This window comes from Halomonas sp. TA22 (genome assembly GCF_013009075.1).
Classification (GTDB): Bacteria; Pseudomonadota; Gammaproteobacteria; order Pseudomonadales; family Halomonadaceae; genus TA22.
The window spans coordinates 876,829-902,680 of the sequence record NZ_CP053108.1; the positions used below are offsets into that span (position 1 = coordinate 876,829).

Genomic DNA, 25,852 nt, shown 5'->3' on the forward strand with positions numbered 1-25,852 from the left:
GTGAACGTGTTCCCGGAACGAAGGAGTGAACACAGTGGCACTAGCTCTCGAAGGCAAGAAGGCGATTGTTGCCGAGGTCAGTGAAGCCGCCAAGGACGCTCTCTCCGTCGTGGTCGCCGATTCTCGCGGTGTAACCGTTAGCGCAATGACCGATCTGCGCAAACAGGCCCGTGACAATGGCGTGCAGATTCGTGTTGTCCGCAACACGCTGGCACGTCGCGCCCTGTCAGGTACTCCTTGGGAGTGCTTGAACGAGACTTTCGTTGGTCCGACTCTGCTGGCCTTTTCCACCGAGCATCCGGGTGCTGCCGCCCGTCTGTTCAAGGAATTCGCCAAGACGCAGAAGGATTTCGAGGTCAAGGCGCTGGCCTACGAAGGTGAGCTGATCCCGGCTTCCGATCTGGACCGTCTGGCAACGCTGCCGACCTACGACGAGGCGATCGCCAAGCTGATGTCGGTCATGAAGGAAGCTTCAGCCGGCAAGCTGGTCCGTACCCTTGCAGCCCTGCGCGATCAGAAGCAGGAGCAGGCCGCCTGAGCGGACTGTTTTTTCGCGTCGTCTGATCGCATTGAAAGTACGAGTACTTGACCAATATTGGGCAAGGCTCCGCAAAGTTTAGGAAGATGAAAATGGCACTGACTCAAGAAGACATCATCAACGCCGTCGCCGACATGTCCGTGATGGAAGTCGCCGAGCTGGTTTCTGCGATGGAAGAGAAGTTCGGCGTGTCTGCCGCTGCCGCTGTCGTGGCTGGCCCGGCTGCTGCTGGCGAAGCTGCAGAAGAGCAGACCGAGTTCGATCTGGTCCTGACCGCTGCTGGCGATAAGAAAGTCAACGTGATCAAGGTGGTTCGCGAGATCACCGGTCTTGGCCTGAAGGAAGCCAAGGGCGCCGTCGACGGCGCTCCGGCGACCATCAAGGAAGCGATGTCCAAGGACGACGCCGAAGCGGCCAAGAAGAAGCTGGAAGAAGCTGGCGCGTCTGTGGAGCTCAAGTAATCCTTGTGCCCATGGCTTCACGCGCTGCGTAAGCTTCCACGGCTGGTGGCGGGACACCCGCTGCCGGCCTTTTTCTGTTGTTACTAGCTGGCCGCCATTACTGGCGTTGCTGCTAGCCGAATTCCGACGGCGAGCCCTCATTCGGGGGCTTGCCGTCAGCGCCTGACGGAGCCGCTCCCGTCGGGTGGCGCCGACACGCATCGGTCACCCATGGTGAACAAGCTGGGGAATACAGATGGCTTACTCATACACTGAGAAAAAACGCATCCGCAAGGATTTCGGCAAACTGCCCCAAGTGATGGATGTGCCCTACCTGCTGGCCATCCAGCTTGATTCCTACTACGACTTCCTCCAGCAGGATAGGGCGCCGGAAGAACGGCTTGAGATCGGCTTGAACGCCGCGTTCAAGTCCGTGTTTCCGATCGAGAGCTTCTCCGGTAACGCAGCGCTCGAGTATGTCAGCTACCGCTTTGGTACTCCGGCGTTCGACGTCAAGGAGTGTCAGCTGCGTGGCGTCACCTATTCTGCACCGCTGCGGGTCAAGGTTCGTCTGATCATCTATGATCGTGAGTCATCGAACAAGGCGATCAAGGATATCAAGGAGCAGGAAGTCTACATGGGGGAGATCCCCCTGATGACCGAGAACGGTACCTTCGTCATCAACGGTACCGAGCGCGTCATCGTCTCCCAGCTGCACCGCTCTCCGGGCGTGTTCTTCGACCATGACAAGGGCAAGAGCCACTCGTCAGGCAAGCTGCTCTACTCGGCCCGTGTGATTCCCTACCGCGGCTCCTGGCTGGACTTCGAGTTCGATCCGAAGGACAGCGTCTTCGTGCGTATCGACCGTCGCCGCAAGCTGCCGGCCACGGTGCTGCTGCGCGCGCTGGGCATGAGCGCCGAGGAGATCCTCGAGCAGTTCTTCGAGACCAGCACCTTTCACATCGAGAAGTCCGGCTTCTCCGTGGATCTGGTGCCGTCGCGCCTGCGCGGCGAGACCGCCACCTTCGACATCAAGGATGCCGATGGCAGCGTGATCGTCGAAGAGAGCCGTCGCATCACCCAGAAGCACATCCGTCAGATGGAAAAATCGGGCCTCGAGCGTCTCGAAGTGCCGATGGAGTACCTGTACGGCAAGACTCTGGCCCGCGACCAGGTCGATCCCAACTCCGGCGAACTGATCTGCGAATGCAACACCGAGATCACCCCGGAGCTGATGGAGAAGCTGGCCAAAGCCGGTATTGCGACCCTCGAGACGCTGTATACCAATGATCTCGACTGCGGTCCGTTCATCTCCGACACCTTGAAGCTCGACACCACGCGTTCGCAGCTCGAGGCGTTGGTCGAGATATACCGCATGATGCGTCCCGGCGAGCCGCCCACCAAGGAGGCCGCCGAGACCCTGTTCCGCAACCTGTTCTTCAGCGAGGACCGCTACGATCTGTCGGGCGTGGGGCGCATGAAGTTCAACCGTCGCCTGCGTCGCGAGTCCGATACCGGTTCCGGCGTGCTCGACAACGACGACATCCTTGACGTGCTCAAGGAGCTGATTGCCATCCGTAACGGTTTCGGCGACGTCGACGATATCGACCACCTGGGCAACCGTCGTATCCGCTGCGTCGGCGAGATGGCCGAGAACCAGTTCCGTGTCGGTCTGGTGCGCGTCGAGCGCGCGGTCAAGGAGCGTCTCTCGATGGCCGAGAGCGAGGGCCTGATGCCCCAAGACCTGATCAACGCCAAGCCGGTGGCCGCGGCGGTCAAGGAGTTCTTCGGCTCCAGTCAGCTCTCGCAGTTCATGGACCAGAACAACCCGCTCTCCGAGGTCACCCACAAGCGCCGCGTCTCCGCACTCGGCCCGGGCGGTCTGACCCGTGAGCGTGCGGGCTTCGAAGTGCGCGACGTACACGCTACGCACTACGGGCGGCTGTGTCCGATCGAGACGCCGGAAGGCCCGAACATCGGTCTAATCAACTCGCTGGCCACCTACAGCCACACCAACAGCTACGGCTTCCTCGAGACGCCGTACCGCAAGGTCGTGGATCGTCAGGTCACCGACGAGGTGGTACATCTCTCGGCGATCGAGGAGGGCGACTACATCATCGCCCAGGCCTCGGCCACCGTGGATGAGTCCAACAAGTTGGTCGACGATCTGGTCCAGGTGCGTCACCGCGGCGAAACCACCTTCATGGCACCCGACAAGGTGACTCTGATGGACGTCTCGCCGCGTCAGGTAGTCTCCGTGGCGGCCGCCCTAATCCCGTTCCTCGAGCACGATGACGCCAACCGCGCCCTGATGGGCTCGAACATGCAGCGTCAGGCGGTACCCACCCTGCGTGCTGACAAGCCGCTCGTCGGCACCGGCATGGAACGCTTCGTTGCCCGTGACTCAGGCGTCTGCGCCGTGGCACGCCGTGGCGGGGTGATCGACTCGGTGGATGCCAAGCGCATCGTGGTACGTATCAATGAGGACGAGATCATCGGCGGTGAAGCTGGCGTCGATATCTATAACCTCACCAAGTACGTGCGTTCCAACCAGAACACCTGCATGAATCAGCGCCCCATCGTGCGTCCCGGCGACGAGGTGGCGCGTGGCGACATTCTTGCCGACGGCCCCTCCGTCGATATGGGCGACCTGGCCCTTGGCCAGAACATGCGCATCGCCTTCATGCCCTGGAACGGCTACAACTTCGAGGACTCGATCCTGGTCTCGGAGCGCGTGGTGCAGGAGGACCGCTTCACCACCATCCATATTCAGGAACTCACCTGTGTATCTCGCGACACCAAGCTAGGTGCCGAGGAGATCACCTCCGATATTCCCAACGTCGGCGAGTCGGCGCTCTCCAAGCTCGACGAGGCCGGTGTGGTCTATATCGGTGCCGAAGTGGGCCCCGGCGACATCCTGGTCGGCAAGGTCACGCCCAAGGGCGAGACTCAGCTGACTCCGGAAGAGAAGCTGCTGCGCGCGATCTTCGGTGAGAAGGCCTCCGACGTTAAGGACACTTCGCTACGTGCGCCGACAGGCATGAAGGGAACCGTCATCGACGTGCAGGTCTTCACCCGTGACGGCGTCGAGAAGGACTCCCGGGCGCTTTCCATCGAGCAGATGCAACTCGACGAGGTACGCAAGGACCTTCAGGAGACCTACCGTATCGCCGAGGAAGCCACCTTCGAGCGTCTGCAGCGCACGCTCAGCGGCCAGGCGGTCAATGGCGGGCCCAAGCTCAAGAAGGGCGACGTGCTCTCCGACGAGTATCTCGACGAGCTGCCGCGTCAGCAGTGGTTCAAGCTGCGTCTGCAGGACGAGTCGCTCAACGAGCTGCTCGCTCAGGCCGACGAACAGCTCGAGAATCGCCGCAAGGAGATGGATGAGCGTTTCGAAGACAAGAAGCGCAAGCTCACCCAGGGCGATGACCTCGCGCCGGGCGTGCTCAAGATCGTCAAGGTCTACATGGCGGTCAAGCGCCGCATCCAGCCGGGTGACAAGATGGCCGGACGTCACGGTAACAAGGGTGTCATCTCGGCGATCATGCCGATCGAGGACATGCCCTTCGATGCCAATGGCGAGCCCGTCGACGTGGTCCTCAACCCGCTGGGCGTGCCGTCACGCATGAACGTGGGCCAGGTACTGGAGACCCACCTCGGCATGGCGGCGCGTGGGCTTGGCATGAAGATCGAGCGTATGTTACGTGATGCACGCGAACAGCAGGTCGCCGAGATCCGCAGCTTCCTGAGTGAGATATACAACTCGCCGGGCACCCGTGTCGAGGATCTCGACTCGCTCTCCGACGATGAGATCATCGCCCTGGCCAAGAACCTGCAGGGCGGCGTGCCGATGGCTTCGCCGGTGTTCGACGGCGCCAAGGAGCACGAGATCAAGCATCTGCTGAAGCTTGCCGATCTGCCGGAGTCCGGCCAGATGACGCTGTTCGATGGACGTACTGGCGAATCCTTCGACCGGCCGGTGACCGTGGGCTATATGTACATGCTCAAGCTCAACCACCTGGTCGACGACAAGATGCACGCGCGCTCCACCGGGTCTTACTCGCTGGTCACTCAGCAGCCGCTGGGCGGCAAGGCGCAGTTCGGTGGCCAGCGCTTCGGGGAGATGGAGGTCTGGGCGTTGGAAGCCTACGGCGCGGCCTACACCCTCCAGGAGATGCTCACGGTCAAGTCCGATGACGTGGAGGGTCGTACCAAGATGTACAAGAGCATCGTCGACGGCGACCACACCATGCAGGCAGGCATGCCGGAATCCTTTAATGTACTGGTGAAGGAAATCCGCTCGCTGGGCATCGATATCGAGTTAGAGAGCTAGGAGCCCCTCAATGAAAGATTTGGTGAAAGTACTCAAATCGCAGGCTCAGACCGAAGAGTTCGACGCGATCAAGATCACGCTCGCGTCACCGGACATGATCCGCTCCTGGTCCTATGGCGAAGTCAAGAAGCCCGAGACCATCAACTACCGGACCTTCAAGCCGGAGCGTGATGGCCTGTTCTGCGCCAAGATCTTCGGTCCGGTGAAGGACTACGAGTGCCTGTGCGGCAAGTACAAGCGCATGAAGCACCGTGGCATCATCTGCGAGAAGTGCGGCGTCGAAGTGACCAAGGCCGCCGTGCGCCGCGAACGCATGGGCCATATCGAACTGGCCTCGCCGGTCGCGCATATCTGGTTCCTCAAATCGCTGCCGTCACGCATCGGCATGTTCCTCGACATGACTCTGCGCGATATCGAGCGAGTGCTCTATTTCGAGAGCTTCGTGGTCATCGATCCCGGCATGACCACGCTGGAGCGTGGTCAGCTGCTCAACGACGAGCAGTACTTCGAGGCCCTCGAGGAGTTCGGTGACGACTTCGACGCCCGCATGGGTGCCGAAGCCGTCCAGGCGCTGCTCAAGGATATCGACCTGGCCGAGGAGATCGACCGCCTGCGTGAGGAGATTCCGCAGACCAACTCCGAGACCAAGATCAAGAAGCTCTCCAAGCGCCTGAAGCTTCTCGAGGCTTTCTACAAGTCCGGCAACGCGCCGGCGTGGATGGTCATGGAGGTGCTGCCGGTGCTGCCGCCGGACCTGCGTCCGTTGGTACCGCTGGATGGTGGCCGCTTCGCGACCTCGGATCTCAACGATCTCTATCGCCGCGTGATCAACCGCAACAACCGCTTGAAGCGACTGCTCGATCTCAACGCACCGGATATCATCGTGCGCAACGAGAAGCGCATGCTGCAGGAGTCGGTGGATGCGCTGCTCGACAACGGCCGTCGCGGTCGTGCCATCACTGGCTCGAACAAGCGTCCGCTGAAGTCGCTGGCCGACATGATCAAGGGCAAGCAGGGGCGTTTCCGCCAGAACCTGCTGGGCAAGCGCGTCGACTACTCGGGCCGTTCGGTCATTACCGTCGGTCCGACCTTGCGTCTGCACCAGTGCGGTCTGCCGAAGAAGATGGCGCTTGAGTTGTTCAAGCCGTTCATCTACTCCAAGCTGCAGTCCCAGGGGTACGCCTCGACCATCAAGGCGGCCAAGAAGATGGTCGAGCGCGAACTGCCCGAGGTGTGGGATATTCTCGCCGATGTCATTCGTGAACACCCGGTGCTGCTCAACCGTGCGCCGACGCTGCACCGTCTCGGCATCCAGGCCTTCGAGCCGCTGCTGATCGAGGGCAAGGCGATCCAGCTGCACCCGCTGGTGTGTGCTGCCTACAACGCCGACTTCGACGGTGACCAGATGGCGGTTCACGTACCGCTGACGCTGGAAGCCCAGCTCGAGGCGCGGGCGCTGATGATGGCCACCAACAACGTGCTGTCACCGGCCAACGGTGAACCGATCATCGTCCCGTCCCAGGACGTGGTGTTGGGTCTGTACTACATGACCCGTGAGAAGATCAATGCCAAGGGCGAGGGCATGGTGTTCGCCAACCTCATGGAAGTCGAGCGTGCCTTCGGTACCCAGAGCGTCTCCATGCACGCTCGAGTCAAGGTGCGTCTGACCGAGTACCTGGCGGAGGAAGAGGACGGCGAGAAGGTCGAACAGACCTCGCTCTTCGACACCACTGTGGGTCGTGCGCTGCTGTTTCGCATTCTGCCCAAGGGGGCGCCCTTCGAGCTGGTCAACCAGCCGATGAAGAAGAAGTCGATCTCGCGGCTGATCAACGAAGTCTACCGCCGCGCGGGCCTCAAGCAGGCGGTCATCTTCGCCGACCAGCTGATGTATACCGGTTTCCGGATGGCGACCTGGTCAGGCGCCTCCATCGGCGTCAACGACTTCGTCATTCCCGATGCCAAGAAGGGCATCGTGGACGCCGCCGAGGATGAAGTGAAAGAGATCGAGGACCAGTTCTCCTCGGGCCTCGTCACCGCCGGCGAGAAGTACAACAAGGTCATCGATATCTGGTCCAAGGCCAACGACAAGGTGGCCAAGGCGATGATGGCGGGGATCTCCAAGGAGACCGTGGTCGATCGCGACGGCAACGAGGTGGAGCAGGACTCGTTCAACAGCGTATTCATCATGGCCGACTCCGGCGCCCGTGGTAGTGCTGCCCAGATCCGCCAGCTGGCGGGGATGCGTGGTCTAATGGCCAAGCCGGATGGCTCGATCATCGAGACGCCGATCATCGCCAACTTCCGCGAAGGTCTGAATGTACTGCAGTACTTCATCTCGACCCACGGCGCACGTAAGGGTCTGGCAGACACGGCACTCAAGACCGCCAACTCCGGTTACCTGACCCGCCGTCTGGTCGATGTGGCTCAGGATCTGGTCATCACCGAGCCGGACTGCGGCACCGAGGAGGGTCTGACCCTGCACCCGGTGATCGAGGGCGGCGACATCATCGTCTCGCTGGCTCAGCGTGTACTGGGTCGCGTGGTGGCGCAGGATGTCGTCGATCCGGCGACCGACGAGGTGTTGATTCCTCGCGGTACCCTGCTCGACGAAGCTTGGTGCGCCCAGCTCGACACCATGGGTGTCGATGAGATCGTGGTGCGCAGCACCATCGCCTGTGAAACCGCACACGGCGTATGTTCATCCTGCTACGGTCGCGACCTGGCGCGTGGCCATCAGGTCAACATCGGTGAGGCGGTGGGTGTCATCGCGGCCCAGTCGATCGGTGAGCCGGGTACCCAGCTGACCATGCGGACCTTCCACATCGGGGGCGCGGCATCACGAGCCTCCGCCGTGGACAGCGTCCAGGTCAAGCACGGCGGCCGCGTGCGTCTGCACAACATCAAGTCGGTCGAGCGTGCCGATGGCAAGCTGGTGGTGGTATCGCGCTCCAGCGCCCTGGCCGTCGCCGACGACCACGGTCGTGAGCGCGAGTACTACAAGCTGCCCTACGGTGCCGAGCTGTCGGTGAAGGATGGCGATCAGGTCGACGCTGGTGCGCTGGTGGCCAAGTGGGATCCGCACACCCATCCGATCGTCGCCGAGGTCGAGGGTAAGGTTCAGTACACCGATATGGATGAAGGCATCTCCATCCACCGCACGGTGGATGAGATGACCGGGCTTTCGTCGATCGAGGTGATCGAGTCCGCGGCGCGTCCGGCCTCCGGTCGCGACAAGCGCCCGATGATCATGCTCACCAACGATGCAGGCGAGCATATCGCGCTGCCGGGCTCCAATACGCCCGTCCAGTACCTGCTGCCGGGCAAGGCGATCGTCTCGGCGGAGAACGGCGCGCGTATCGGCGTCGGTGAGGTGGTGGCGCGTATCCCGGTGGAGGCGTCGGGTAACAAGGACATCACCGGGGGTCTGCCGCGCGTCGCCGACCTGTTCGAGGCGCGCAAGCCGAAAGAACCTGCCATCCTCGCCGAAATCGGCGGCGTGATCAGCTTCGGCAAGGAGACCAAGGGCAAGCGTCGTCTGACGATTACCCCGGAATCCGGCGATCCGTTCGAGATGCTGATTCCCAAGTGGCGTCAGATCGCGGTGTTCGAGGGCGAGAGCGTCGAGCGTGGCGAGGTGATCTCCGACGGCCCCAGCAGCCCGCACGACATCCTACGTCTACTGGGTGTCGCTGAGCTGGCCAAGTACATCACCGCCGAGGTGCAGGAGGTTTACCGCTTGCAGGGCGTGGGCATCAACGACAAGCACATCGAAGTGATCGTGCGTCAGATGCTGCGCAAGGTCGAGATCACCGATGCCGGCGACTCGAGCTTTATCACCGGCGATCAGGTCGAGCTGGTGCGGGTGCTCGAGGAGAATGTGCGCCTGGCCACGGAAGACAAGTTCCCGGCCAAGTACGACCGCTTGCTGCTGGGTATCACCAAGGCTAGCCTGGCCACCGAGTCGTTCATATCCGCGGCCTCCTTCCAGGAGACCACACGGGTGCTGACCGAAGCGGCGGTGACTGGCAAGCGCGACTACCTGCGCGGCTTGAAGGAGAACGTGGTGGTGGGACGTCTAATCCCGGCCGGTACCGGTCTGACTCACCACGCCGAGCGCAAGCGCAAGCGTGAAGACGCCGAGCGTACGCTCCACCCGTCGGCCTACGATGTCGAAGCGGAACTGGGCGCTCAGCTCACCGCGCTCGATGCCGATGACGACGAAATCTAGTCGATGTCACCTCAAGCCGGCGTCCTCGGGGCGCCGGTCTTGACTAACATCCAATCAAGACAGTAGAATGCGCAGCCTTCAATAGTGGGGTGGGTACGCCCGCGCCCGCTGCAAGGCCAAGGCAACCATTGGAGTCAGCGACAGACCATGGCAACTATCAATCAGCTCGTGCGCAAGCCGCGCAAGCGTCCCGTCGCCAAGAGCGACGTGCCGGCGCTGCAGGCCTGCCCGCAAAAGCGCGGCGTTTGCACCCGCGTCTACACCACCACCCCGAAGAAGCCGAACTCGGCCCTGCGTAAGGTATGCCGTGTGCGCCTGACCAACGGTTTCGAGGTCTCCTCGTATATCGGCGGTGAAGGTCACAACCTGCAGGAGCACTCCGTTGTTCTGATTCGCGGCGGCCGCGTCAAGGACTTGCCGGGTGTGCGTTATCACACCGTGCGCGGGGCGCTAGATACCTCGGGCGTGCAGAATCGTAAGCAGGGTCGTTCCAAGTACGGCACCAAGCGTCCGAAGGCCTGATAGGCGATTGCCTGTTGGCTGAATGTGACATCTAGAATTTCAACGGTCAGATAAGAGTAAGGTCGAGCGCCGCTGCGTCACCATGACAACAGTCGGGAGTCTTGAGTTTACCTGAAGGACCCTTTACCTGAGGGCTTATCATGCCTAGAAGAAGAGTTGCCGCGAAGCGCGAAATCCTGCCGGATCCCAAGTTCGGAAGTGAGCGCCTGGCGAAGTTCATGAACCATCTGATGTTCAGTGGCAAGAAGTCTGTCGCTGAAAAGATCGTCTATGGTGCGCTGGACAAGGTTGCCGAGCGTAGCAAAGAAGAGCCGCTGGACATCTTCGATAAGGCGCTCGAGACCATCCAGCCGATGGTCGAGGTCAAGTCACGCCGTGTCGGTGGTGCCACTTACCAAGTGCCCGTGGAAGTTCGTCCCTCGCGTCGCCAAGCGCTGGCCATGCGTTGGTTGGTCGATGCGGCGCGTAATCGTGGCGAGAAGACCATGGTGCTGCGTCTGGCCGGTGAAATGCTCGATGCCGCCGAAGGCAAAGGCGCGGCTGTCAAGAAGCGTGAAGACGTGCACCGTATGGCTGAGGCCAACAAGGCATTCTCGCACTACCGTTTCTAAAGACGGCATTTCCAACGCCGACTTCCATACACGAGGCTCCGCCCGGCTGGGCGGTTCCTCCAAGCAATGGGGAATTCCATCGTGGCACGCAAGACTCCGCTCAAGCGTTACCGCAACATTGGTATTTGTGCCCACGTCGACGCCGGTAAGACCACCACTACCGAGCGCGTGCTGTTCTATACCGGCCTGTCTCACAAGCTGGGTGAAGTTCATGAGGGTGCTGCCACCACAGACTGGATGGAACAGGAGCAGGAGCGTGGTATCACTATCACCTCCGCTGCTGTTACCACTTTCTGGAAGGGCATGAATCAGCAGTTCGATGAGCACCGCATCAACATCATCGACACCCCGGGGCACGTCGACTTCACCATCGAAGTCGAGCGCTCCCTACGTGTGCTCGACGGTGCCGTGGTCGTGCTGTGTGGCTCCTCCGGCGTGCAGCCGCAGACCGAGACCGTATGGCGTCAGGCCAATAAGTACGAAGTGCCGCGCATGGTGTTCGTCAACAAGATGGACCGTGCCGGTGCCGACTTCTTCATGGTCGTCGAGCAGCTCAAGCAGCGTCTGGGCGCTAATGCGGTGCCGATCCAGATCAACTGGGGCGCCGAAGATGAATTCAAGGGCGTCGTCGATCTGCTCGAGATGAAGGCGATCTTGTGGAACGAAGCCGACCAGGGCATGAGCTATGAGCTGGTTGACATTCCTGCTGAGCTGCAGGAGACCGCCGAGAAGTTCCGCGATGAGATGATCGAGGCTGCTGCCGAAGGCTCCGAAGAGCTGATGGACAAGTATCTCGAGGGCGGCGAGCTTTCCAAGGAAGAGATCAAGGCTGGCCTGCGCGCGCGCACCCTGGCCAACGAGATCGTTCTGGTCGCCTGTGGCTCCGCGTTCAAGAACAAGGGCGTGCAGGCGGTGCTGGATGCTGTCATCGAATACATGCCGTCACCCACCGAGGTCAAGGCCATCGAGGGTGAGCTGGATGACAAGGACGGCACCATCGCCACCCGCGAAGCGGATGACGATGCACCGTTCGCGGCACTGGCGTTCAAGATCGCTACCGACCCGTTCGTGGGTACGCTGACCTTCATTCGCGTCTACTCGGGGGTGTTGAAGTCCGGTGACAGCGTCTACAACTCCGTCAAGGAGAAGAAGGAGCGCATCGGTCGTATCGTTCAGATGCACGCCAACTCGCGTGAAGAGATCAAGGAAGTGCTGGCGGGCGACATCGCGGCCTGTATCGGCCTGAAGGATGTCACCACAGGCGATACCCTGTGTGACCTGAATGACAAGATCGTTCTCGAGCGCATGGAGTTTCCGGATCCGGTTATCTCGGTGGCGGTTGAGCCGAAATCGAAAGCCGACCAGGAGAAGATGGGTGTGGCGCTGGGCAAGCTGGCCCAGGAAGATCCCTCATTCCGCGTCAAGACTGACGAGGAAACGGGTCAGACCATCATCTCTGGTATGGGTGAGTTGCACCTCGATATCATCGTCGACCGCATGCGTCGCGAGTTCAAGGTCGAGGCCAACATTGGTAAGCCGCAGGTCGCCTATCGCGAGACCATTCGTGGCAAGGTCGAGCAGGAAGGCAAGTTCGTGCGTCAGTCGGGTGGTCGTGGCCAGTTCGGTCATGTCTGGCTGCGTATCGAGCCGCTGACCGAGGCGGACAAGGGCGACGACGAAGAGATGCACTTCAAGTTCGTGTCCGAAATCGTCGGTGGTGTGGTTCCCAAGGAATACGTGCCCGCCGTCGAGAAAGGGGCCTATGAGCAGCTGCAGAACGGTGTCATCGCGGGTTACCCGATGATCGACGTCAAGGTCACGCTGTACGATGGTTCCTACCATGATGTGGACTCCAACGAGACCGCGTTCAAGATCGCCTCTTCGATGGCGGTCAAGGAAGGGGCCAGAAAGGCCAAGGCCGTGCTGCTGGAGCCGATGATGAAGGTCGAAGTCGTGACCCCCGAGGAGTTCATGGGTGACGTCATGGGTGACCTGAACCGTCGTCGCGGTCTGGTGCAGGGCATGGATGACTCGTCTTCGGGCAAGATCATCCGCGCAATGGTGCCGTTGGGCGAGATGTTTGGTTATGCAACCGACCTGCGTTCTCAGTCCCAAGGCCGCGCAAGCTACTCCATGGAGTTTGCTAAGTACGACGAGGCGCCCTCCAGCGTCGTTGAAGCCGTCATCAACCAGAACGGATAACCGTTAGCTAACGTAAAGAGGTTATAGCAGTGGCTAAGGAAAAATTTGAACGTTCCAAACCGCACGTCAACGTCGGCACCATCGGTCACGTCGACCACGGCAAGACCACGCTGACTGCGGCCCTGACTCGCGTTTCCGCCGAAGTATTCGGTGGCGAATGGCGCCAGTTCGACACTATCGACAATGCTCCGGAAGAGCGTGAGCGCGGTATCACCATCGCGACTGCACACGTGGAGTATCAGTCCGAAGAGCGTCACTACGCTCACGTCGACTGCCCGGGACACGCCGACTACGTCAAGAACATGATCACCGGTGCCGCTCAGATGGACGGTGCCATCCTGGTCTGTTCCGCTGCCGACGGCCCGATGCCGCAGACTCGCGAGCACATCCTGCTGTCTCGCCAGGTTGGCGTTCCTTACATCGTCGTGTTCCTGAACAAGGCTGACATGGTCGATGACGAAGAGCTGCTCGAGCTGGTAGAGATGGAGGTTCGCGAACTTCTGTCCGAGTATGACTTCCCGGGTGACGACACGCCGATCATCATCGGTTCTGCACTGATGGCACTCGAAGGCAAGGATGACAACGGCATGGGTACCACCGCCGTTACCAACCTGATCAAGGCCCTGGATGACTACATCCCCGAGCCTGAGCGCGCCATCGACCAGCCGTTCCTGATGCCGATCGAAGACGTCTTCTCGATTTCCGGCCGCGGCACCGTGGTGACCGGTCGTATCGAGCGTGGTATCGTCAAGTCTGGTGAGGAAGTGGAAATCGTTGGTATCCGCGACACCACCAAGACTACCGTTACCGGTGTCGAGATGTTCCGCAAGCTGCTCGACGAAGGTCGTGCCGGCGAGAACGTTGGCGCCCTGCTGCGCGGCACCAAGCGTGATGACGTCGAGCGTGGCCAGGTTCTGGCCAAGCCAGGCACCATCAATCCGCACACTGTCTTCGAAGCCGAAGTCTATGTGCTGTCCAAGGAAGAGGGGGGTCGTCACACGCCGTTCTTCAAGGGCTACCGTCCGCAGTTCTACTTCCGTACCACCGACGTGACCGGTACCTGTGAACTGCCGGAAGGCATCGAGATGGTCATGCCGGGCGACAACGTCAAGATGGTCGTCACCCTGATCGCCCCGATCGCCATGGAAGACGGCCTGCGCTTCGCTATCCGCGAAGGCGGTCGTACCGTCGGCGCCGGCGTCGTCGCCAAGATTATCCAGTAAGCCTTTGGCTGATTGGTGATCGAAGGGGGCTCCTGCGGGAGCCCCCTTTCTGCGCATGTTTCTATACGATGTTTGACTCGTGTGGATTGCATGCCTATAATGCGCATCCTTTGAATGCGTGGGTAGGCGGCTCGCGCCGTCGACATCCATTGGAGTTTAGGGCTAATGCAGAACCAGAAGATTCGCATTCGGTTGAAGGCTTTTGACCACCGCCTGATCGACCAGTCCGCTGCGGAGATCGTTGAAACCGCCAAGCGTACCGGTGCTCAGGTTCGTGGGCCGATTCCGCTGCCGACCAATCGTGAGCGCTATACCATCCTGATCTCTCCGCACGTCAACAAGGACGCGCGCGATCAGTATGAGATTCGCACTCACAAGCGTGTGCTCGACATCGTCGAACCCACCGAAAAGACCGTTGATGCACTGATGAAGCTCGACCTCGCCGCTGGCGTTGACGTGCAGATCAAACTCGACTGATACCACACTAGACACTTGCGGCCCAGCGCCTGGCAATCGTGCCACGCAGCAGCCGCCACGCCGGGATGGCGTCACACAATGTGCTAGTGGAATGCTCTGGAAAGGGCAGCCATAGCGGGTGATAGCCCCGTACACTACTAGGAGACTGAACATGACTATCGGTTTGGTCGGTAAGAAGGCGGGCATGACCCGTATCTTCACCGAAGATGGCGCATCCGTGCCTGTAACCGTTATCGAGGTTGAGCCCAACCGCGTGACTCGCGTCAAGACTGTCGAAGGTGACGGTTACAGCGCGGTTCAGGTGACAACCGGCTCCCGCAAGGCCAAGCATCTGACCAAGGCGCAGGCAGGACAATACGCCAAGGCAGGTGTCGAGGCCGGTCGTTCACTGATGGAGTTTCGTCTTGAAGAAGGCGTTGATGCTCCTGAAGTGGGTGGCGAGCTCACCGTATCCCTCTTTGAAACTGGTCAGCTGATCGATGTGACTGGTACCTCCAAGGGCAAGGGTTTCCAGGGCGCCGTCAAGCGCTGGAACTTTCGCACCCAGGACATGACTCACGGTAACTCCCTGTCGCATCGTGCGCCGGGCTCCATCGGCATGTGTCAAACGCCGGGCCGCGTCTTCAAAGGCAAGAAGATGGCAGGTCAGATGGGCAACGTTCGCTGCACCGTGCAGAGCCTGGAAGTCGTCCGCGTCGACACTGAGCGCAATCTGCTGCTCATCAAGGGTGCTGTCCCTGGTGCGCCGGGTAGCGATGTCGTCGTGCGCTCTGCCGTCAAAGCTCGCTGAGGGGGTTGGAACCGATGAATCTGAATCTTGCAGGTGCAAGCGCCGGAACTGTTGAAGTTTCCGATGCAACCTTTGGCAAAGAATTCAACGAAGCGCTGGTGCACCAAGTCGTCACCGCCTATCTGGCTGGTGGTCGTCAGGGTACCCGCGCCCAGAAGACCCGTTCCGACGTGCGTGGCGGTGGCAAGAAGCCGTGGCGTCAGAAGGGCACCGGTCGCGCGCGTGCCGGCACCATTCGCTCACCGCTGTGGCGTAGCGGCGGCGTGACCTTTGCGGCACGCCCCCAGGACTACACCCAGAAGGTCAACCGCAAGATGTACCGTGCGGCGATGCGTTCGATTCTCTCCGAGTTGGTGCGTCAGGAGCGTCTGGTGGCGATCGACGAGATCACCGTCGAGGCGCCGCGTACCAAGGAGCTGGTCGCCAAGCTCAAGGAGCTCAATCTTGAGAAGGTGCTGATCGTCACTGAAGAAGTCGACGAGAAGCTCTACCTTGCCGCTCGCAACATTCCCAACGTGGATGTCGTGGACGTCGCTGCTGCCGACCCGGTCAGCCTGGTCGCCTTCGACAAGGTGTTGGTCACCGTCTCTGCTCTGCGCAAATTCGAGGAGAAGCTGGCATGAACCAGGAACGTTTATTCAAGGTTCTGCTTGGTCCGCACATGACCGAGAAGGCCGCTTTCGCCGCCGAACGCAACCAGTACGTGTTCAAGGTGGCCGATGATGCGACCAAGCCGGAAATCAAGAAGGCCGTTCAGGCACTCTTCGGCAAGAAGGTCGATCGCGTTCAGGTCCTGAACACCAAGGGCAAGACCAAGCGTACCGCACACGGCATCGGCCAGCGTAAGGGTAGCCGCAAGGCGTATGTGACCCTGGCTGCGGGCGAGACGCTCGAAGACTTCTCTGGCGCCGAATAAGGGCAGGAGTACGGATCATGGCAGTAGTAAAGACCAAACCCACATCCGCCGGTCGTCGTCACGTCGTCAAGATCGTCAACGACGAGATCTACAAGGGCCGGCCGCACGCCGCGCTGCTTGAGAAGAAGTCCAAGTCCGGTGGGCGTAACAACAACGGCCGTATCACCACCCGCCACGTGGGCGGTGGTCACCGTCAGCACTATCGTCTGGTCGATTTCAAGCGCACCAAGGATGGCGTTCCCGCCGTCGTCGAGCGCATCGAATACGACCCGAACCGCAGCGCGCATATCGCACTGCTCAAGTATCTGGATGGCGAGCGTCGCTACATCATTGCGCCCAAGGGCGTGAGTGCTGGCGATACGCTCGAGTCCGGTGTCAATGCGGCGATCAAGCGGGGCAACACCCTGCCGCTGCGTAATATCCCGGTGGGCTCCACCGTGCACTGTATCGAGCTGAAGCCCGGCAAGGGTGCTCAGATCGCTCGCAGCGCCGGCACCAGTGCTCAGTTGGTCGCACGCGAAGGCAACTACGCCTCTCTGCGTCTGCGCTCCGGCGAGATGCGCAAGGTCCTGGCCGAGTGCCGTGCGACCCTGGGTGAAGTGAGCAACTCCGAGCACAGCCTGCGTCAACTTGGCAAGGCCGGTGCGAAGCGCTGGAGAGGTGTGCGTCCGACTGTTCGCGGCGTGGCCATGAACCCGGTGGATCACCCACACGGTGGCGGTGAAGGCCGCACTAGTGGTGGTCGTCACCCGGTGACTCCGTGGGGCGTCCCCACGAAGGGCCACAAGACCCGCAAGAACAAGCGCACCGACAAGCTGATCGTTCGTCGCCGCAAGGCCAAGTAACACACATTAAGGGGTAACGGCTGTGCCACGTTCACTGAAGAAAGGTCCCTTTATCGACCTTCATCTGTTGAAGAAGGTTGAGGCTGCAGTGGAAAAGAACGACCGCAAACCGATCAAGACCTGGTCGCGTCGTTCCATGATCCTGCCGAACATGGTGGGCCTCACCATTGCAGTCCATAACGGTCGCCAACACGTCCCGGTGCACGTCTCCGAGGAAATGGTTGGCCACAAGCTGGGCGAATTCGCTGCCACCCGCACCTATCGCGGGCATGCGGCGGACAAGAAAGCCAAACGGTAAGCCAGAGAGGATTGAGAGATGGAAGTCACAGCTAAGCTGCGTGGCGCTCGTTTATCCGCCCAGAAGGCCCGTTTGGTGGCTGACCAGGTGCGCGGTAAACCGGTCGCCGAAGCGATTGACCTGCTGACCTTCTCCCCGAAGAAGGCTGCCAAGCTGGTCAAGAAGGTGCTTCAGTCCGCCATCGCGAATGCGGAAGAAAATAACGGCATGGACATCGACGAGCTGCGTGTCTCGACCATCTGCGTCGATGAGGGCATGACGCTCAAGCGTATCAAGCCGCGCGCCAAAGGCCGCGCGGACCGTATCTTGAAGCGCACCTGCCACATCACCGTCAAGGTAGCCGAGAAGTAGGAGTCGACCAGATGGGTCAGAAAGTAAATCCGACAGGTATTCGGCTAGGTATCGTCAAGGATCACACCTCGGTGTGGTACGCCGAGCGCGGTGCTTATGCCGACAAGCTGAACAACGATCTCGAAGTGCGTCGCTTCCTCGAGGAGCGTCTGAAGAATGCGTCCGTGAGTCGCATCCACATCGAGCGTCCAGCGAACAATGCACGCATTACCATTCACACTGCTCGTCCGGGCATCGTGATTGGCAAGAAGGGTGAGGACGTCGACAAGCTGCGTCGCGACATCACCCAGATGATGGGCGTGCCGGTGCATGTGAACATCGAAGAGGTCCGCAAGCCGGAGCTCGACGCCAAGCTCGTCGCGCAGAACATCGCCGGTCAGCTCGAGCGTCGCGTGATGTTCCGCCGCGCCATGAAGCGCTCCGTGCAGAATGCCATGCGTCTTGGCGCCGGCGGTATCAAGGTGATGCTCGCAGGTCGTCTGGGTGGGGCGGAAATCGCCCGTACCGAGTGGTATCGCGAAGGCCGTGTGCCGCTTCATACGCTGCGCGCGGACATCGACTACGCCACCTACGAAGCTCACACCACTTATGGCGTCATCGGCGTCAAGGTGTGGATCTTCAAGGGTGAAATCCTCGGGGGCATCGAAGAGGTCCGCGCCAAGGCTAAGCAACAGCCTCAGGCCGCGCCCTCCAAGAAGAAAGGTTCCAGGTAAGGGGAGAGCGATTCGATGTTACAACCTAAGCGTATGAAGTTCCGCAAGATGATGAAAGGCCGCAACCGTGGCCTGGCGCATCGCGGAAGCAAGGTGAGTTTCGGTGAGTATGCACTGAAAGCTACCGGTCGTGGTCGTGTTACCGCACGTCAGATCGAAGCTGGTCGTCGTGCCATCACTCGCCACGTCAAGCGTGGCGGCAAGATCTGGATTCGTGTGTTTCCGGACAAGCCGATCACCAAGAAGCCCCTGGAAGTCCGTATGGGTAAGGGGAAGGGTCCGGTCGAGTATTGGGTCGCACAGATTCAGCCCGGTCGTATCCTGTTCGAGATTGAAGGCGTCTCCGAGGAGCTGGCCCGCGAAGCGTTCGGCCTAGCCTCCCAGAAGTTTCCGATCTCCACCACCTTTGTCAAGCGGACGGTGATGTGATGAAAGCCCAGGAAATTCGTGAAAAGACAGTAGAAGATCTGCGCGAGCAGCTCTTTGAACTCCTCCGCGAGCAGTTCAACCTGCGCATGCAGAAGGCCACCGGCCAATTGAGCCAGACTCATCTGCTCAAGCAGGTCCGTCGGGACATTGCCCGGGTGAAGACTGTGCTCAACGAGAAGGCAGGTGACTGAAATGGCCGAAGAGAAGAAAACCCGTACGCTCACTGGCAAGGTGGTGAGCGACAAGATGGACAAGTCCATCGTCGTGATGATCGAACGCCGCGAGCGGCATCCGATCTACGGCAAATACATGAAGCGCTCCACCAAGCTGCACGCCCATGACGAGGCGAACCAGGCTAAGGCCGGCGATACCGTTTCCATTCAGGAATCGCGTCCGCTGTCCAAGAAAAAAGCCTGGAGCCTGGTCGAGGTGGTCGAGCAGGCCAAGGGCTGATCGGCCCACGGCTTAGAAACCAGTGCAGTCAGATTAGGTTTGGAGAAAACCGATGATTCAGACTCAGACAATGCTGGATGTCGCCGACAACAGCGGAGCGCGCCGGGTGCAGTGCATCAAGGTGCTTGGCGGTTCACACCGTCGATACGCTCGCGTGGGTGACATCATCAAGGTCACGGTCAAGGAAGCCATTCCGCGAGGCAAGGTCAAGAAGGGCCAGGTCCTCAAGGCAGTGGTCGTCCGTACCCGTAGTGGCGTCCGTCGTCCCGACGGTTCGCTGATCCGCTTCGATGGAAATGCGGCCGTTTTGTTGAATAACACCAACGAGCAGCCGATCGGTACCCGTATTTTTGGGCCGGTCACTCGTGAACTTCGTAATGAAAAGTTCATGAAGATCATTTCCTTGGCGCCTGAAGTGCTGTAAGGAGCGAGGCGGATATGCAAAAGATCAAACGTGACGATGAAGTCATCGTCATCGCCGGCAAGGATAAGGGCAAGCGTGGCACCATCAAGCGCGTCCTCAAGGACGGTCGCTACGTGGTGTCCGGTGTGAACATGATCAAGCGTCACACCAAGCCCAATCCCATGGCGGGTAATCAAGGCGGTATCGTCGAGCGCGAGGCTCCGATTCACGCGTCCAACGTAGCCATCTTCAATCAGGAGACCGGTAAGGCGGATCGCGTCGGCATCCAGGTGAAGGAAGACGGTACCAAGGTCCGTATCTACAAGTCGACGCAGACGCAGATCGACGCCTAACGCGAGTCGGATGGCAAAATGGCGAACTTGAAAGAACGTTATCAGAACGAGGTGGTGGCTCAACTCAAAGAGCAGTTCAGCTACGCCAACGTGATGCAGGTACCCCGGATCACCAAGGTGACCCTGAACATGGGTATCGGCGAAGCGACCAGCGATAAAAAGCTGATCGAGAATGCCATCGGTGACCTGGAGAAGCTCTCCGGTCAGAAGCCGCTGGTCACCAAGGCACGCAAGTCCATCGCGGGCTTCAAGGTGCGTGAAGGCTGGCCCATCGGGATCAAGGTCACGCTGCGCAGTGCGCGTATGTGGGAGTTCCTGGACCGCCTGGTGAACATCGCGATCCCCCGCGTTCGTGACTTTCGGGGCCTTAACCCGAAGTCCTTCGACGGTCGTGGCAACTATTCCATGGGGGTGCGTGAGCAGATCATCTTCCCGGAGATCGAATATGATAAGATCGACCGGATTCGTGGTCTTGATGTCACTATCACCACCACTGCCAACACCGATGAAGAAGGACGTGCGCTGCTGAGCGCGCTGAACTTCCCGTTCAAGAAATAAGGGTGGGATCATGGCAAAGAAGAGCATGATAGAGCGCGAACTCAAGCGCACAAAGCTGGTGGCAAAGTACGCTGCAAAGCGTGCTTCGCTGAAGGCGATCATCGATGACGTTAACGCTTCCGATGAAGAGCGCTTCGACGCGCAGCTTAAGTTGCAGCAGTTGCCGCGCGACTCAAGTCCGGTGCGTCAGCGTAACCGCTGCCGCATCACCGGTCGTCCGCACGGCTACTACAACAAGTTCGGCCTGGCCCGCAACATGCTGCGCGAAGCCGCCATGCGAGGCGATGTCCCTGGACTGAAGAAGTCCAGCTGGTAACGCCACGTAGAATTATCAGGAGCGCAACGTAATGAGCATGCAAGACACGCTGGCGGATATGATCACTCGTATCCGCAATGCGCAGATGGCCACCAAGGAGACGGTCACCATGCCGTCTTCGAAGTTGAAGGTCGAAGTGGCCCGCGTACTGAAGGAAGAGGGCTACATCAACGACTTCGCCGTCGCTGAAGGCACCAAGCCCGAACTGACCGTGACCCTCAAGTACTTCGAGGGCAAGGCGGTTATCGAACACATCCAGCGGGTTTCCAAGCCGTCCCTTCGCTCTTACAAGGGCAAGGACGCGCTGCCGAAAGTCGCCGATGGTATGGGTGTCGCGATCGTTTCCACCTCCAAGGGCGTGATGACCGATCGTGCGGCTCGTCATGCTGGTGTCGGTGGCGAAGTCATCTGCACCGTATTCTAGGAGTTTGGAATGTCCCGCATAGCCAAATATCCGGTTAAATTGCCCAGCGGCGTCGATGTCAAACTCGACGGCAACCAGCTGACTGTCAAGGGCGGCCAGGGTTCGCTCACCATGACTGTGCATTCAGACGTGGTGATCGGCCAGGAGGAGGGTACGTTGACCTTCGCTCCGAGCGAGTCTGCCAAGAGCTGGGCAATGGCCGGCACTACCCGTGCACTGGTACAGAACATGGTTACCGGTGTGAGCGAGGGCTTCACCAAGTCCCTCGAGATCAATGGCGTCGGCTATCGTGCCCAGGCAAATGGCAAGACGCTCAACCTGACACTGGGCTTCTCCCACCCGGTCGAGTACACCCTGCCTGAAGGTGTTGTGGCGGAAACGCCCAAGAACACCCAGATCGTGCTGAAGAGCGCGGACAAGCAGGCCCTCGGCCAGGTCGCCGCGGAAATCCGCGCCTTCCGTCCGCCCGAGCCCTACAAGGGCAAGGGTATCCGGTACGGCGACGAGCAGGTCCGCCGCAAAGAAGCCAAGAAGAAGTAAGGCAGGGTTATGAACGCGAAGAAAGAATCTCGTCTCCGTCGTGCCCGCCGCGCTCGCGCCAAGATTCGCGAGCTGGGCGTGTATCGCCTGTGCGTCAACCGTACCCCGCGTCACATCTACGCGCAGATTATCTCGCCGGATGGTGGCAAGGTGCTGGCCAGCGCTTCCACGCTGGACAAGGACCTGCGCGAGGGTGCGACCGGTAACTCCGACGCCGCCTCCAAGGTCGGCGCGCTGATTGCCGAACGCGCCAAGCAAGCAGGCATCACTCAGGTTGCCTTCGATCGTGCCGGTTTCAAGTACCACGGTCGTGTCAAGGCCCTGGCCGACGCCGCTCGTGAAGGCGGCCTGGAATTCTAAAGGGTTTTACGATGGCGAAGAACGAACAGAACAACGGCGATCTGCAAGAGAAGCTTGTGCAGGTCAACCGTGTCGCCAAGGTGGTCAAGGGTGGCCGTATCTTCGGTTTCACCGCGCTGACCGTCGTTGGCGATGGCAATGGCCGGGTCGGCTTCGGTCGTGGCAAGGCGCGTGAAGTGCCGGTCGCGATCCAGAAGGCCATGGACCAGGCGCGCCGCAACATGATCAAGGTCAGCCTCAGCGGCCACACGCTGCAGTATCCGGTAAAGGCCCGTCACGGCGCCTCCAAGGTGTACATGCAGCCGGCCTCCGAAGGTACCGGGATCATTGCTGGTGGTGCCATGCGCTCCGTGCTCGAACTGGCAGGCGTCCATGACGTACTGGCCAAGTGCTACGGTTCCACCAACCCGGTGAATGTGGTGCGCGCGACCATCAATGGTCTCGCCTCCATGCAGTCTCCGGACGACATCGCCGCCAAGCGCGGTCTGTCTGTCGAAGCGATCACGGGGTAGACACCATGGCAGCAACGATCAAGGTTACCCAGACCCGCAGCACCATCGGCATCCTGCCCAAGCACAAGGCTACGATGAAAGGCCTGGGCCTGCGCCGCATCGGTCATTCGGTCGAACTGGAAGACACCCCTGCCGTTCGCGGTATGGTCAACAAGGTTAACTACCTTGTACGTGTCGAGGGAGAGTAATCCATGAAACTCAATAGCCTGAGCCCGGCACCGGGCTCCAAGCACGCTGAGAAGCGCGTCGGTCGTGGCATGGGCTCCGGTCTGGGCAAGACCGGCGGCCGTGGCCACAAAGGCCAGAAGTCGCGCAGCGGCGGCACCGTGAAGCCCGGTTTCGAGGGCGGTCAGATGCCGTTGCAGCGTCGTCTGCCGAAGTTTGGCTTCACCTCCATGAAGTCGCTGGTGTCTGAAGAAGTGCGTTTGGCTGAGCTTGCCAAGGTCGAGGGAGACGAAGTCACCCTGGAGACCCTGAAGAAGGCCAACGTGCTCAAGGACGCCACGCTGCATGCGAAAGTGATGCTCTCCGGCGAACTGAACAAGGCGGTTACCGTCCGCGGCATCAAGGTCACCAAGGGTGCCCGTGCTGCGATCGAAGCCGCCGGCGGCAAGGTAGAGGACTAAATGGCTAAGTCAGGAAACATGCCGGCGATGGGCAGCGGACTGGGTGAACTCTGGGCGCGTCTGCGCTTCGTGCTCCTCGCCATCGTGGTGTATCGCATCGGTGCCCACATTCCCGTGCCCGGTATCAATCCTGACCAGCTTGCTGCCTTGTTCAGGGAGCAGCAGGGTACCATCCTGGGACTGTTCAACATGTTCTCGGGTGGCGCCCTGGAGCGCATGAGCATCTTCGCGCTGGGCATCATGCCCTATATCTCCGCGTCGATCATCATGCAACTGCTGACCGCGGTTTCGCCCCACCTCGAGCAGTTGAAGAAGGAGGGCGAGGCCGGGCGTCGCAAGATCAGCCAGTACACGAGGTACGGCACGGTCGTTCTGGCCTTTGTGCAGGCGGTCGGTATGTCCGTCGGTCTGGCGGGTCAGGGGATCGCCTACACAGCTGACTTCAGCTTCTATTTCACCGCTGTGGTCACATTCGTGTCCGGTGCGGTGTTCATGATGTGGCTGGGTGAGCAGATCACCGAGAAGGGCATTGGCAACGGCATTTCGCTGCTGATCTTCGCCGGTATCGTGGCGGGCCTGCCGGGTGCCGTGGGCCAAGCGTTCGAGCTGGCACGCAACGAAGGCGCCTGGAACGTATTGCCGCTGCTGGCACTCTCCGTACTGGGTATCGCCACCGTGGCGTTCGTGGTGTTCATCGAGCGTGGCCAACGCCGCATCACGGTGAACTATCCGCGTCGTCAGGTAGGCAACAAGATGTATGCCGGCCAGAGCAGCTATCTGCCACTGAAGGTCAACATGGCGGGTGTCATCCCGGCCATCTTCGCGTCCAGTATCCTGCTGTTTCCCGCGTCGCTCGGCCAGTGGGTCGGTGCCGGCGAGGGCATGGAGTGGCTGCAGCGTGCTTCTCAGGCTCTCGGGCCCGGTCAGCCGCTGTACATCTTGCTTTTCGGCGCGGCGGTGATATTCTTCTGCTTCTTTTACACAGCGCTGGTCTTCAACCCCAAGGATGTTGCCGACAACCTCAAGAAGTCGGGGGCGTTCCTGCCGGGCATTCGGCCTGGCGAGCAGACCGCTCGCTATATCGATAAGGTCATGACCCGTTTGACCTTGTTCGGTGCCTTGTACATCACCGCGGTTTCTCTGATGCCCCAGTTCCTGATCGTAGCCTGGAACGTGCCGTTCTTCTTCGGCGGTACCTCGCTTCTGATCGTGGTCGTGGTCATCATGGACTTCATGGCTCAGGTGCAATCGCATCTCATGTCGAACCAGTACGAATCGGTGATGAAGAAGTCCAACCTGAAAGGCTACGGTAGTGGCGGCATCATGCGCTAAGACGCGTGCCGCTGCGATTTGGAGAGAACGATGAAAGTTCGAGCTTCCGTAAAGAAAATGTGCCGTAACTGCAAGATCATTCGACGCAATGGCGCTGTCCGCGTCATCTGCATCGAGCCACGGCACAAGCAGCGTCAGGGCTGAGCCCCGATCTGCAACTGAACCGGGTGCCGGCATGCCTCTTGCCCTCTCGTAGGGAAAGGGGTATGCTGTTGCGCCTTTTGTAGATGAATAATCGAGCAAGCCGCTCAAATTTCGGAGTAAGCTGATGGCCCGTATTGCAGGCGTCAATATCCCGGACAACAAGCATGCGGCGATCTCGCTGACCTATATCTTCGGGATTGGCCGCACTCGCGCGCAAGCGGTATGTGCCGCGGCCGGTATTGCACCGACTACCCGTATTCAGGCGCTGTCCACTGAAGAGCTGGACAGCCTGCGTGCAGAAGTTGGCAAGTACACCGTTGAAGGTGACCTTCGTCGTGATGTGACGCTCAATATCAAGCGTCTCATGGACTTGGGTTGCTATCGTGGTCTGCGTCATCGTCGTGGTCTTCCGCTGCGTGGTCAGCGTACCAAGACCAACGCGCGTACCCGTAAGGGCCCGCGTAAGCCGATTCGCAAATAACACGCATGTGGCGTTAAGACAGGAATAGACATCAACATGGCTAACCCGCGTAGTAACCGTAAAAAGGTTAAAAAGCAGGTAGTGGATGCGGTCGCTCACATCCACGCCTCTTTTAACAATACGATCGTGACGATCACAGACCGCCAGGGCAATGCTCTCTCTTGGGCAACTGCCGGTGGTTCGGGTTTTCGTGGTTCTCGCAAGAGCACCCCGTTCGCTGCTCAAGTAGCAAGCGAACGTGCAGCGACTGCTGCAGCCGAGTATGGTGTGAAAAACGTCGACGTGCTGGTCAAGGGCCCCGGTCCCGGCCGTGAATCCGCCGTGCGTGCACTCAATGCCGCCGGTTTCCGCGTGCAGAGCATCACCGACGCGACGCCCGTTCCCCACAACGGCTGCCGTCCGCCGAAGAAACGCCGCGTTTAAGGAGACAGATT

At 60.2% G+C, this 25,852-nt stretch carries 33 protein-coding genes; all 33 read left to right on the forward strand.

Features of this window, described 5'->3' with window-relative positions; translation table 11 throughout:
• The first annotated feature begins 34 nt into the window (after positions 1-34).
• The 33 genes from rplJ to rpsK all read left to right on the forward strand — a co-directional run bounded on the left by rplJ (position 35) and on the right by rpsK (position 25,841).
• The gene (gene rplJ / locus HJD22_RS04025) at positions 35-538 is read left to right on the forward strand and encodes a 50S ribosomal protein L10 (RefSeq protein WP_208654084.1); all 504 of its coding nucleotides are present in this window, start codon (positions 35-37) and stop codon (positions 536-538) included.
• A 92-nt stretch (positions 539-630) separates the two neighbouring features.
• The gene (gene rplL, locus HJD22_RS04030; RefSeq protein WP_208654083.1) at positions 631-999 is read left to right on the forward strand and encodes a 50S ribosomal protein L7/L12; all 369 of its coding nucleotides are present in this window, start codon (positions 631-633) and stop codon (positions 997-999) included.
• 235 nt (positions 1,000-1,234) lie between these two features.
• Complete coding sequence (rpoB, locus tag HJD22_RS04035) at positions 1,235-5,311, forward strand: DNA-directed RNA polymerase subunit beta (protein ID WP_208654082.1); 4,077 nt, start codon at positions 1,235-1,237, stop codon at positions 5,309-5,311.
• A gap of 10 nt (positions 5,312-5,321) precedes the next feature.
• Positions 5,322-9,539, forward strand: coding sequence for a DNA-directed RNA polymerase subunit beta' (gene rpoC, locus HJD22_RS04040; RefSeq protein ID WP_208654081.1), 4,218 nt, complete (start codon positions 5,322-5,324; stop codon positions 9,537-9,539).
• 147 nt (positions 9,540-9,686) lie between these two features.
• Positions 9,687-10,061, forward strand: coding sequence for a 30S ribosomal protein S12 (gene rpsL, locus HJD22_RS04045; RefSeq protein ID WP_076749620.1), 375 nt, complete (start codon positions 9,687-9,689; stop codon positions 10,059-10,061).
• A 140-nt stretch (positions 10,062-10,201) separates the two neighbouring features.
• Positions 10,202-10,672, forward strand: a complete 471-nt coding sequence (gene rpsG / locus HJD22_RS04050) for a 30S ribosomal protein S7 (protein ID WP_208654080.1) — start codon at positions 10,202-10,204, stop codon at positions 10,670-10,672.
• An 81-nt stretch (positions 10,673-10,753) separates the two neighbouring features.
• Positions 10,754-12,874 (forward strand): elongation factor G, encoded by a 2,121-nt coding sequence (gene fusA, locus HJD22_RS04055; protein WP_208654079.1) that lies wholly within the window; start codon positions 10,754-10,756, stop codon positions 12,872-12,874.
• Positions 12,875-12,903: 29 nt separating this feature from the next.
• Positions 12,904-14,097, forward strand: coding sequence for an elongation factor Tu (tuf, locus tag HJD22_RS04060; RefSeq protein WP_208654078.1), 1,194 nt, complete (start codon positions 12,904-12,906; stop codon positions 14,095-14,097).
• A gap of 165 nt (positions 14,098-14,262) precedes the next feature.
• Positions 14,263-14,574, forward strand: a complete 312-nt coding sequence (rpsJ, locus tag HJD22_RS04065) for a 30S ribosomal protein S10 (protein ID WP_016419080.1) — start codon at positions 14,263-14,265, stop codon at positions 14,572-14,574.
• Positions 14,575-14,725: 151 nt separating this feature from the next.
• Entirely contained in the window at positions 14,726-15,364 is a 639-nt protein-coding gene (gene rplC / locus HJD22_RS04070; RefSeq protein ID WP_208654077.1) for a 50S ribosomal protein L3, read from the forward strand.
• A gap of 14 nt (positions 15,365-15,378) precedes the next feature.
• The gene (gene rplD / locus HJD22_RS04075; RefSeq protein ID WP_208654076.1) at positions 15,379-15,987 is read left to right on the forward strand and encodes a 50S ribosomal protein L4; all 609 of its coding nucleotides are present in this window, start codon (positions 15,379-15,381) and stop codon (positions 15,985-15,987) included.
• Positions 15,984-16,280: a 50S ribosomal protein L23 gene (rplW, locus tag HJD22_RS04080; RefSeq protein WP_208654075.1), complete on the forward strand. Its 297-nt coding sequence runs from the start codon at positions 15,984-15,986 to the stop codon at positions 16,278-16,280. Before rplD ends, rplW begins: the two co-directional genes overlap by 4 nt.
• 17 nt (positions 16,281-16,297) lie before the next feature.
• Positions 16,298-17,125, forward strand: coding sequence for a 50S ribosomal protein L2 (rplB, locus tag HJD22_RS04085; protein WP_208654074.1), 828 nt, complete (start codon positions 16,298-16,300; stop codon positions 17,123-17,125).
• A 22-nt stretch (positions 17,126-17,147) separates the two neighbouring features.
• Complete coding sequence (gene rpsS, locus HJD22_RS04090) at positions 17,148-17,423, forward strand: 30S ribosomal protein S19 (RefSeq protein ID WP_009098993.1); 276 nt, start codon at positions 17,148-17,150, stop codon at positions 17,421-17,423.
• Between the two features lie 18 nt (positions 17,424-17,441).
• On the forward strand, positions 17,442-17,774 hold the full coding sequence (rplV, locus tag HJD22_RS04095) for a 50S ribosomal protein L22 (protein ID WP_018917732.1): 333 nt from the start codon (positions 17,442-17,444) through the stop codon (positions 17,772-17,774).
• An 11-nt stretch (positions 17,775-17,785) separates the two neighbouring features.
• The gene (rpsC, locus tag HJD22_RS04100) at positions 17,786-18,487 is read left to right on the forward strand and encodes a 30S ribosomal protein S3 (protein ID WP_208654073.1); all 702 of its coding nucleotides are present in this window, start codon (positions 17,786-17,788) and stop codon (positions 18,485-18,487) included.
• A 15-nt stretch (positions 18,488-18,502) separates the two neighbouring features.
• Complete coding sequence (rplP, locus tag HJD22_RS04105; protein ID WP_208654072.1) at positions 18,503-18,916, forward strand: 50S ribosomal protein L16; 414 nt, start codon at positions 18,503-18,505, stop codon at positions 18,914-18,916.
• Positions 18,916-19,107, forward strand: a complete 192-nt coding sequence (gene rpmC / locus HJD22_RS04110) for a 50S ribosomal protein L29 (protein WP_208654071.1) — start codon at positions 18,916-18,918, stop codon at positions 19,105-19,107. The genes rplP and rpmC overlap by 1 nt, the downstream gene beginning before the upstream one ends.
• A gap of 1 nt (position 19,108) precedes the next feature.
• Positions 19,109-19,369 (forward strand): 30S ribosomal protein S17, encoded by a 261-nt coding sequence (rpsQ, locus tag HJD22_RS04115; protein ID WP_208654070.1) that lies wholly within the window; start codon positions 19,109-19,111, stop codon positions 19,367-19,369.
• Between the two features lie 52 nt (positions 19,370-19,421).
• On the forward strand, positions 19,422-19,793 hold the full coding sequence (gene rplN / locus HJD22_RS04120; RefSeq protein ID WP_008959163.1) for a 50S ribosomal protein L14: 372 nt from the start codon (positions 19,422-19,424) through the stop codon (positions 19,791-19,793).
• 14 nt (positions 19,794-19,807) lie between these two features.
• On the forward strand, positions 19,808-20,125 hold the full coding sequence (gene rplX / locus HJD22_RS04125) for a 50S ribosomal protein L24 (RefSeq protein WP_208654069.1): 318 nt from the start codon (positions 19,808-19,810) through the stop codon (positions 20,123-20,125).
• A gap of 18 nt (positions 20,126-20,143) precedes the next feature.
• Positions 20,144-20,683 carry a 50S ribosomal protein L5 gene (gene rplE / locus HJD22_RS04130; protein WP_208654068.1) on the forward strand — a complete coding sequence of 180 codons (540 nt, stop codon included), beginning with the start codon at positions 20,144-20,146 and terminating at the stop codon, positions 20,681-20,683.
• A 10-nt stretch (positions 20,684-20,693) separates the two neighbouring features.
• Positions 20,694-20,999, forward strand: coding sequence for a 30S ribosomal protein S14 (gene rpsN, locus HJD22_RS04135; RefSeq protein WP_208654067.1), 306 nt, complete (start codon positions 20,694-20,696; stop codon positions 20,997-20,999).
• 31 nt (positions 21,000-21,030) lie between these two features.
• Complete coding sequence (rpsH, locus tag HJD22_RS04140; RefSeq protein WP_208654066.1) at positions 21,031-21,423, forward strand: 30S ribosomal protein S8; 393 nt, start codon at positions 21,031-21,033, stop codon at positions 21,421-21,423.
• A gap of 9 nt (positions 21,424-21,432) precedes the next feature.
• A complete protein-coding gene (gene rplF / locus HJD22_RS04145) occupies positions 21,433-21,963 on the forward strand; it encodes a 50S ribosomal protein L6 (protein ID WP_208654065.1) in 531 nt (176 codons plus the stop codon).
• Positions 21,964-21,972: 9 nt separating this feature from the next.
• Positions 21,973-22,323, forward strand: coding sequence for a 50S ribosomal protein L18 (rplR, locus tag HJD22_RS04150; protein WP_208654064.1), 351 nt, complete (start codon positions 21,973-21,975; stop codon positions 22,321-22,323).
• Between the two features lie 11 nt (positions 22,324-22,334).
• On the forward strand, positions 22,335-22,835 hold the full coding sequence (rpsE, locus tag HJD22_RS04155) for a 30S ribosomal protein S5 (RefSeq protein WP_089659638.1): 501 nt from the start codon (positions 22,335-22,337) through the stop codon (positions 22,833-22,835).
• 5 nt (positions 22,836-22,840) lie between these two features.
• Entirely contained in the window at positions 22,841-23,023 is a 183-nt protein-coding gene (gene rpmD / locus HJD22_RS04160) for a 50S ribosomal protein L30 (RefSeq protein WP_208654063.1), read from the forward strand.
• A gap of 3 nt (positions 23,024-23,026) precedes the next feature.
• Positions 23,027-23,461 (forward strand): 50S ribosomal protein L15, encoded by a 435-nt coding sequence (rplO, locus tag HJD22_RS04165; protein WP_208654062.1) that lies wholly within the window; start codon positions 23,027-23,029, stop codon positions 23,459-23,461.
• A complete protein-coding gene (gene secY / locus HJD22_RS04170; RefSeq protein WP_208654061.1) occupies positions 23,462-24,793 on the forward strand; it encodes a preprotein translocase subunit SecY in 1,332 nt (443 codons plus the stop codon). It begins immediately after the preceding gene.
• 30 nt (positions 24,794-24,823) lie between these two features.
• Positions 24,824-24,937: a 50S ribosomal protein L36 gene (gene rpmJ, locus HJD22_RS04175; RefSeq protein WP_009099023.1), complete on the forward strand. Its 114-nt coding sequence runs from the start codon at positions 24,824-24,826 to the stop codon at positions 24,935-24,937.
• A 124-nt stretch (positions 24,938-25,061) separates the two neighbouring features.
• A complete protein-coding gene (rpsM, locus tag HJD22_RS04180; RefSeq protein WP_208654060.1) occupies positions 25,062-25,418 on the forward strand; it encodes a 30S ribosomal protein S13 in 357 nt (118 codons plus the stop codon).
• Between the two features lie 36 nt (positions 25,419-25,454).
• A complete protein-coding gene (rpsK, locus tag HJD22_RS04185; RefSeq protein ID WP_011505752.1) occupies positions 25,455-25,841 on the forward strand; it encodes a 30S ribosomal protein S11 in 387 nt (128 codons plus the stop codon).
• Positions 25,842-25,852: the final 11 nt, after the last annotated feature.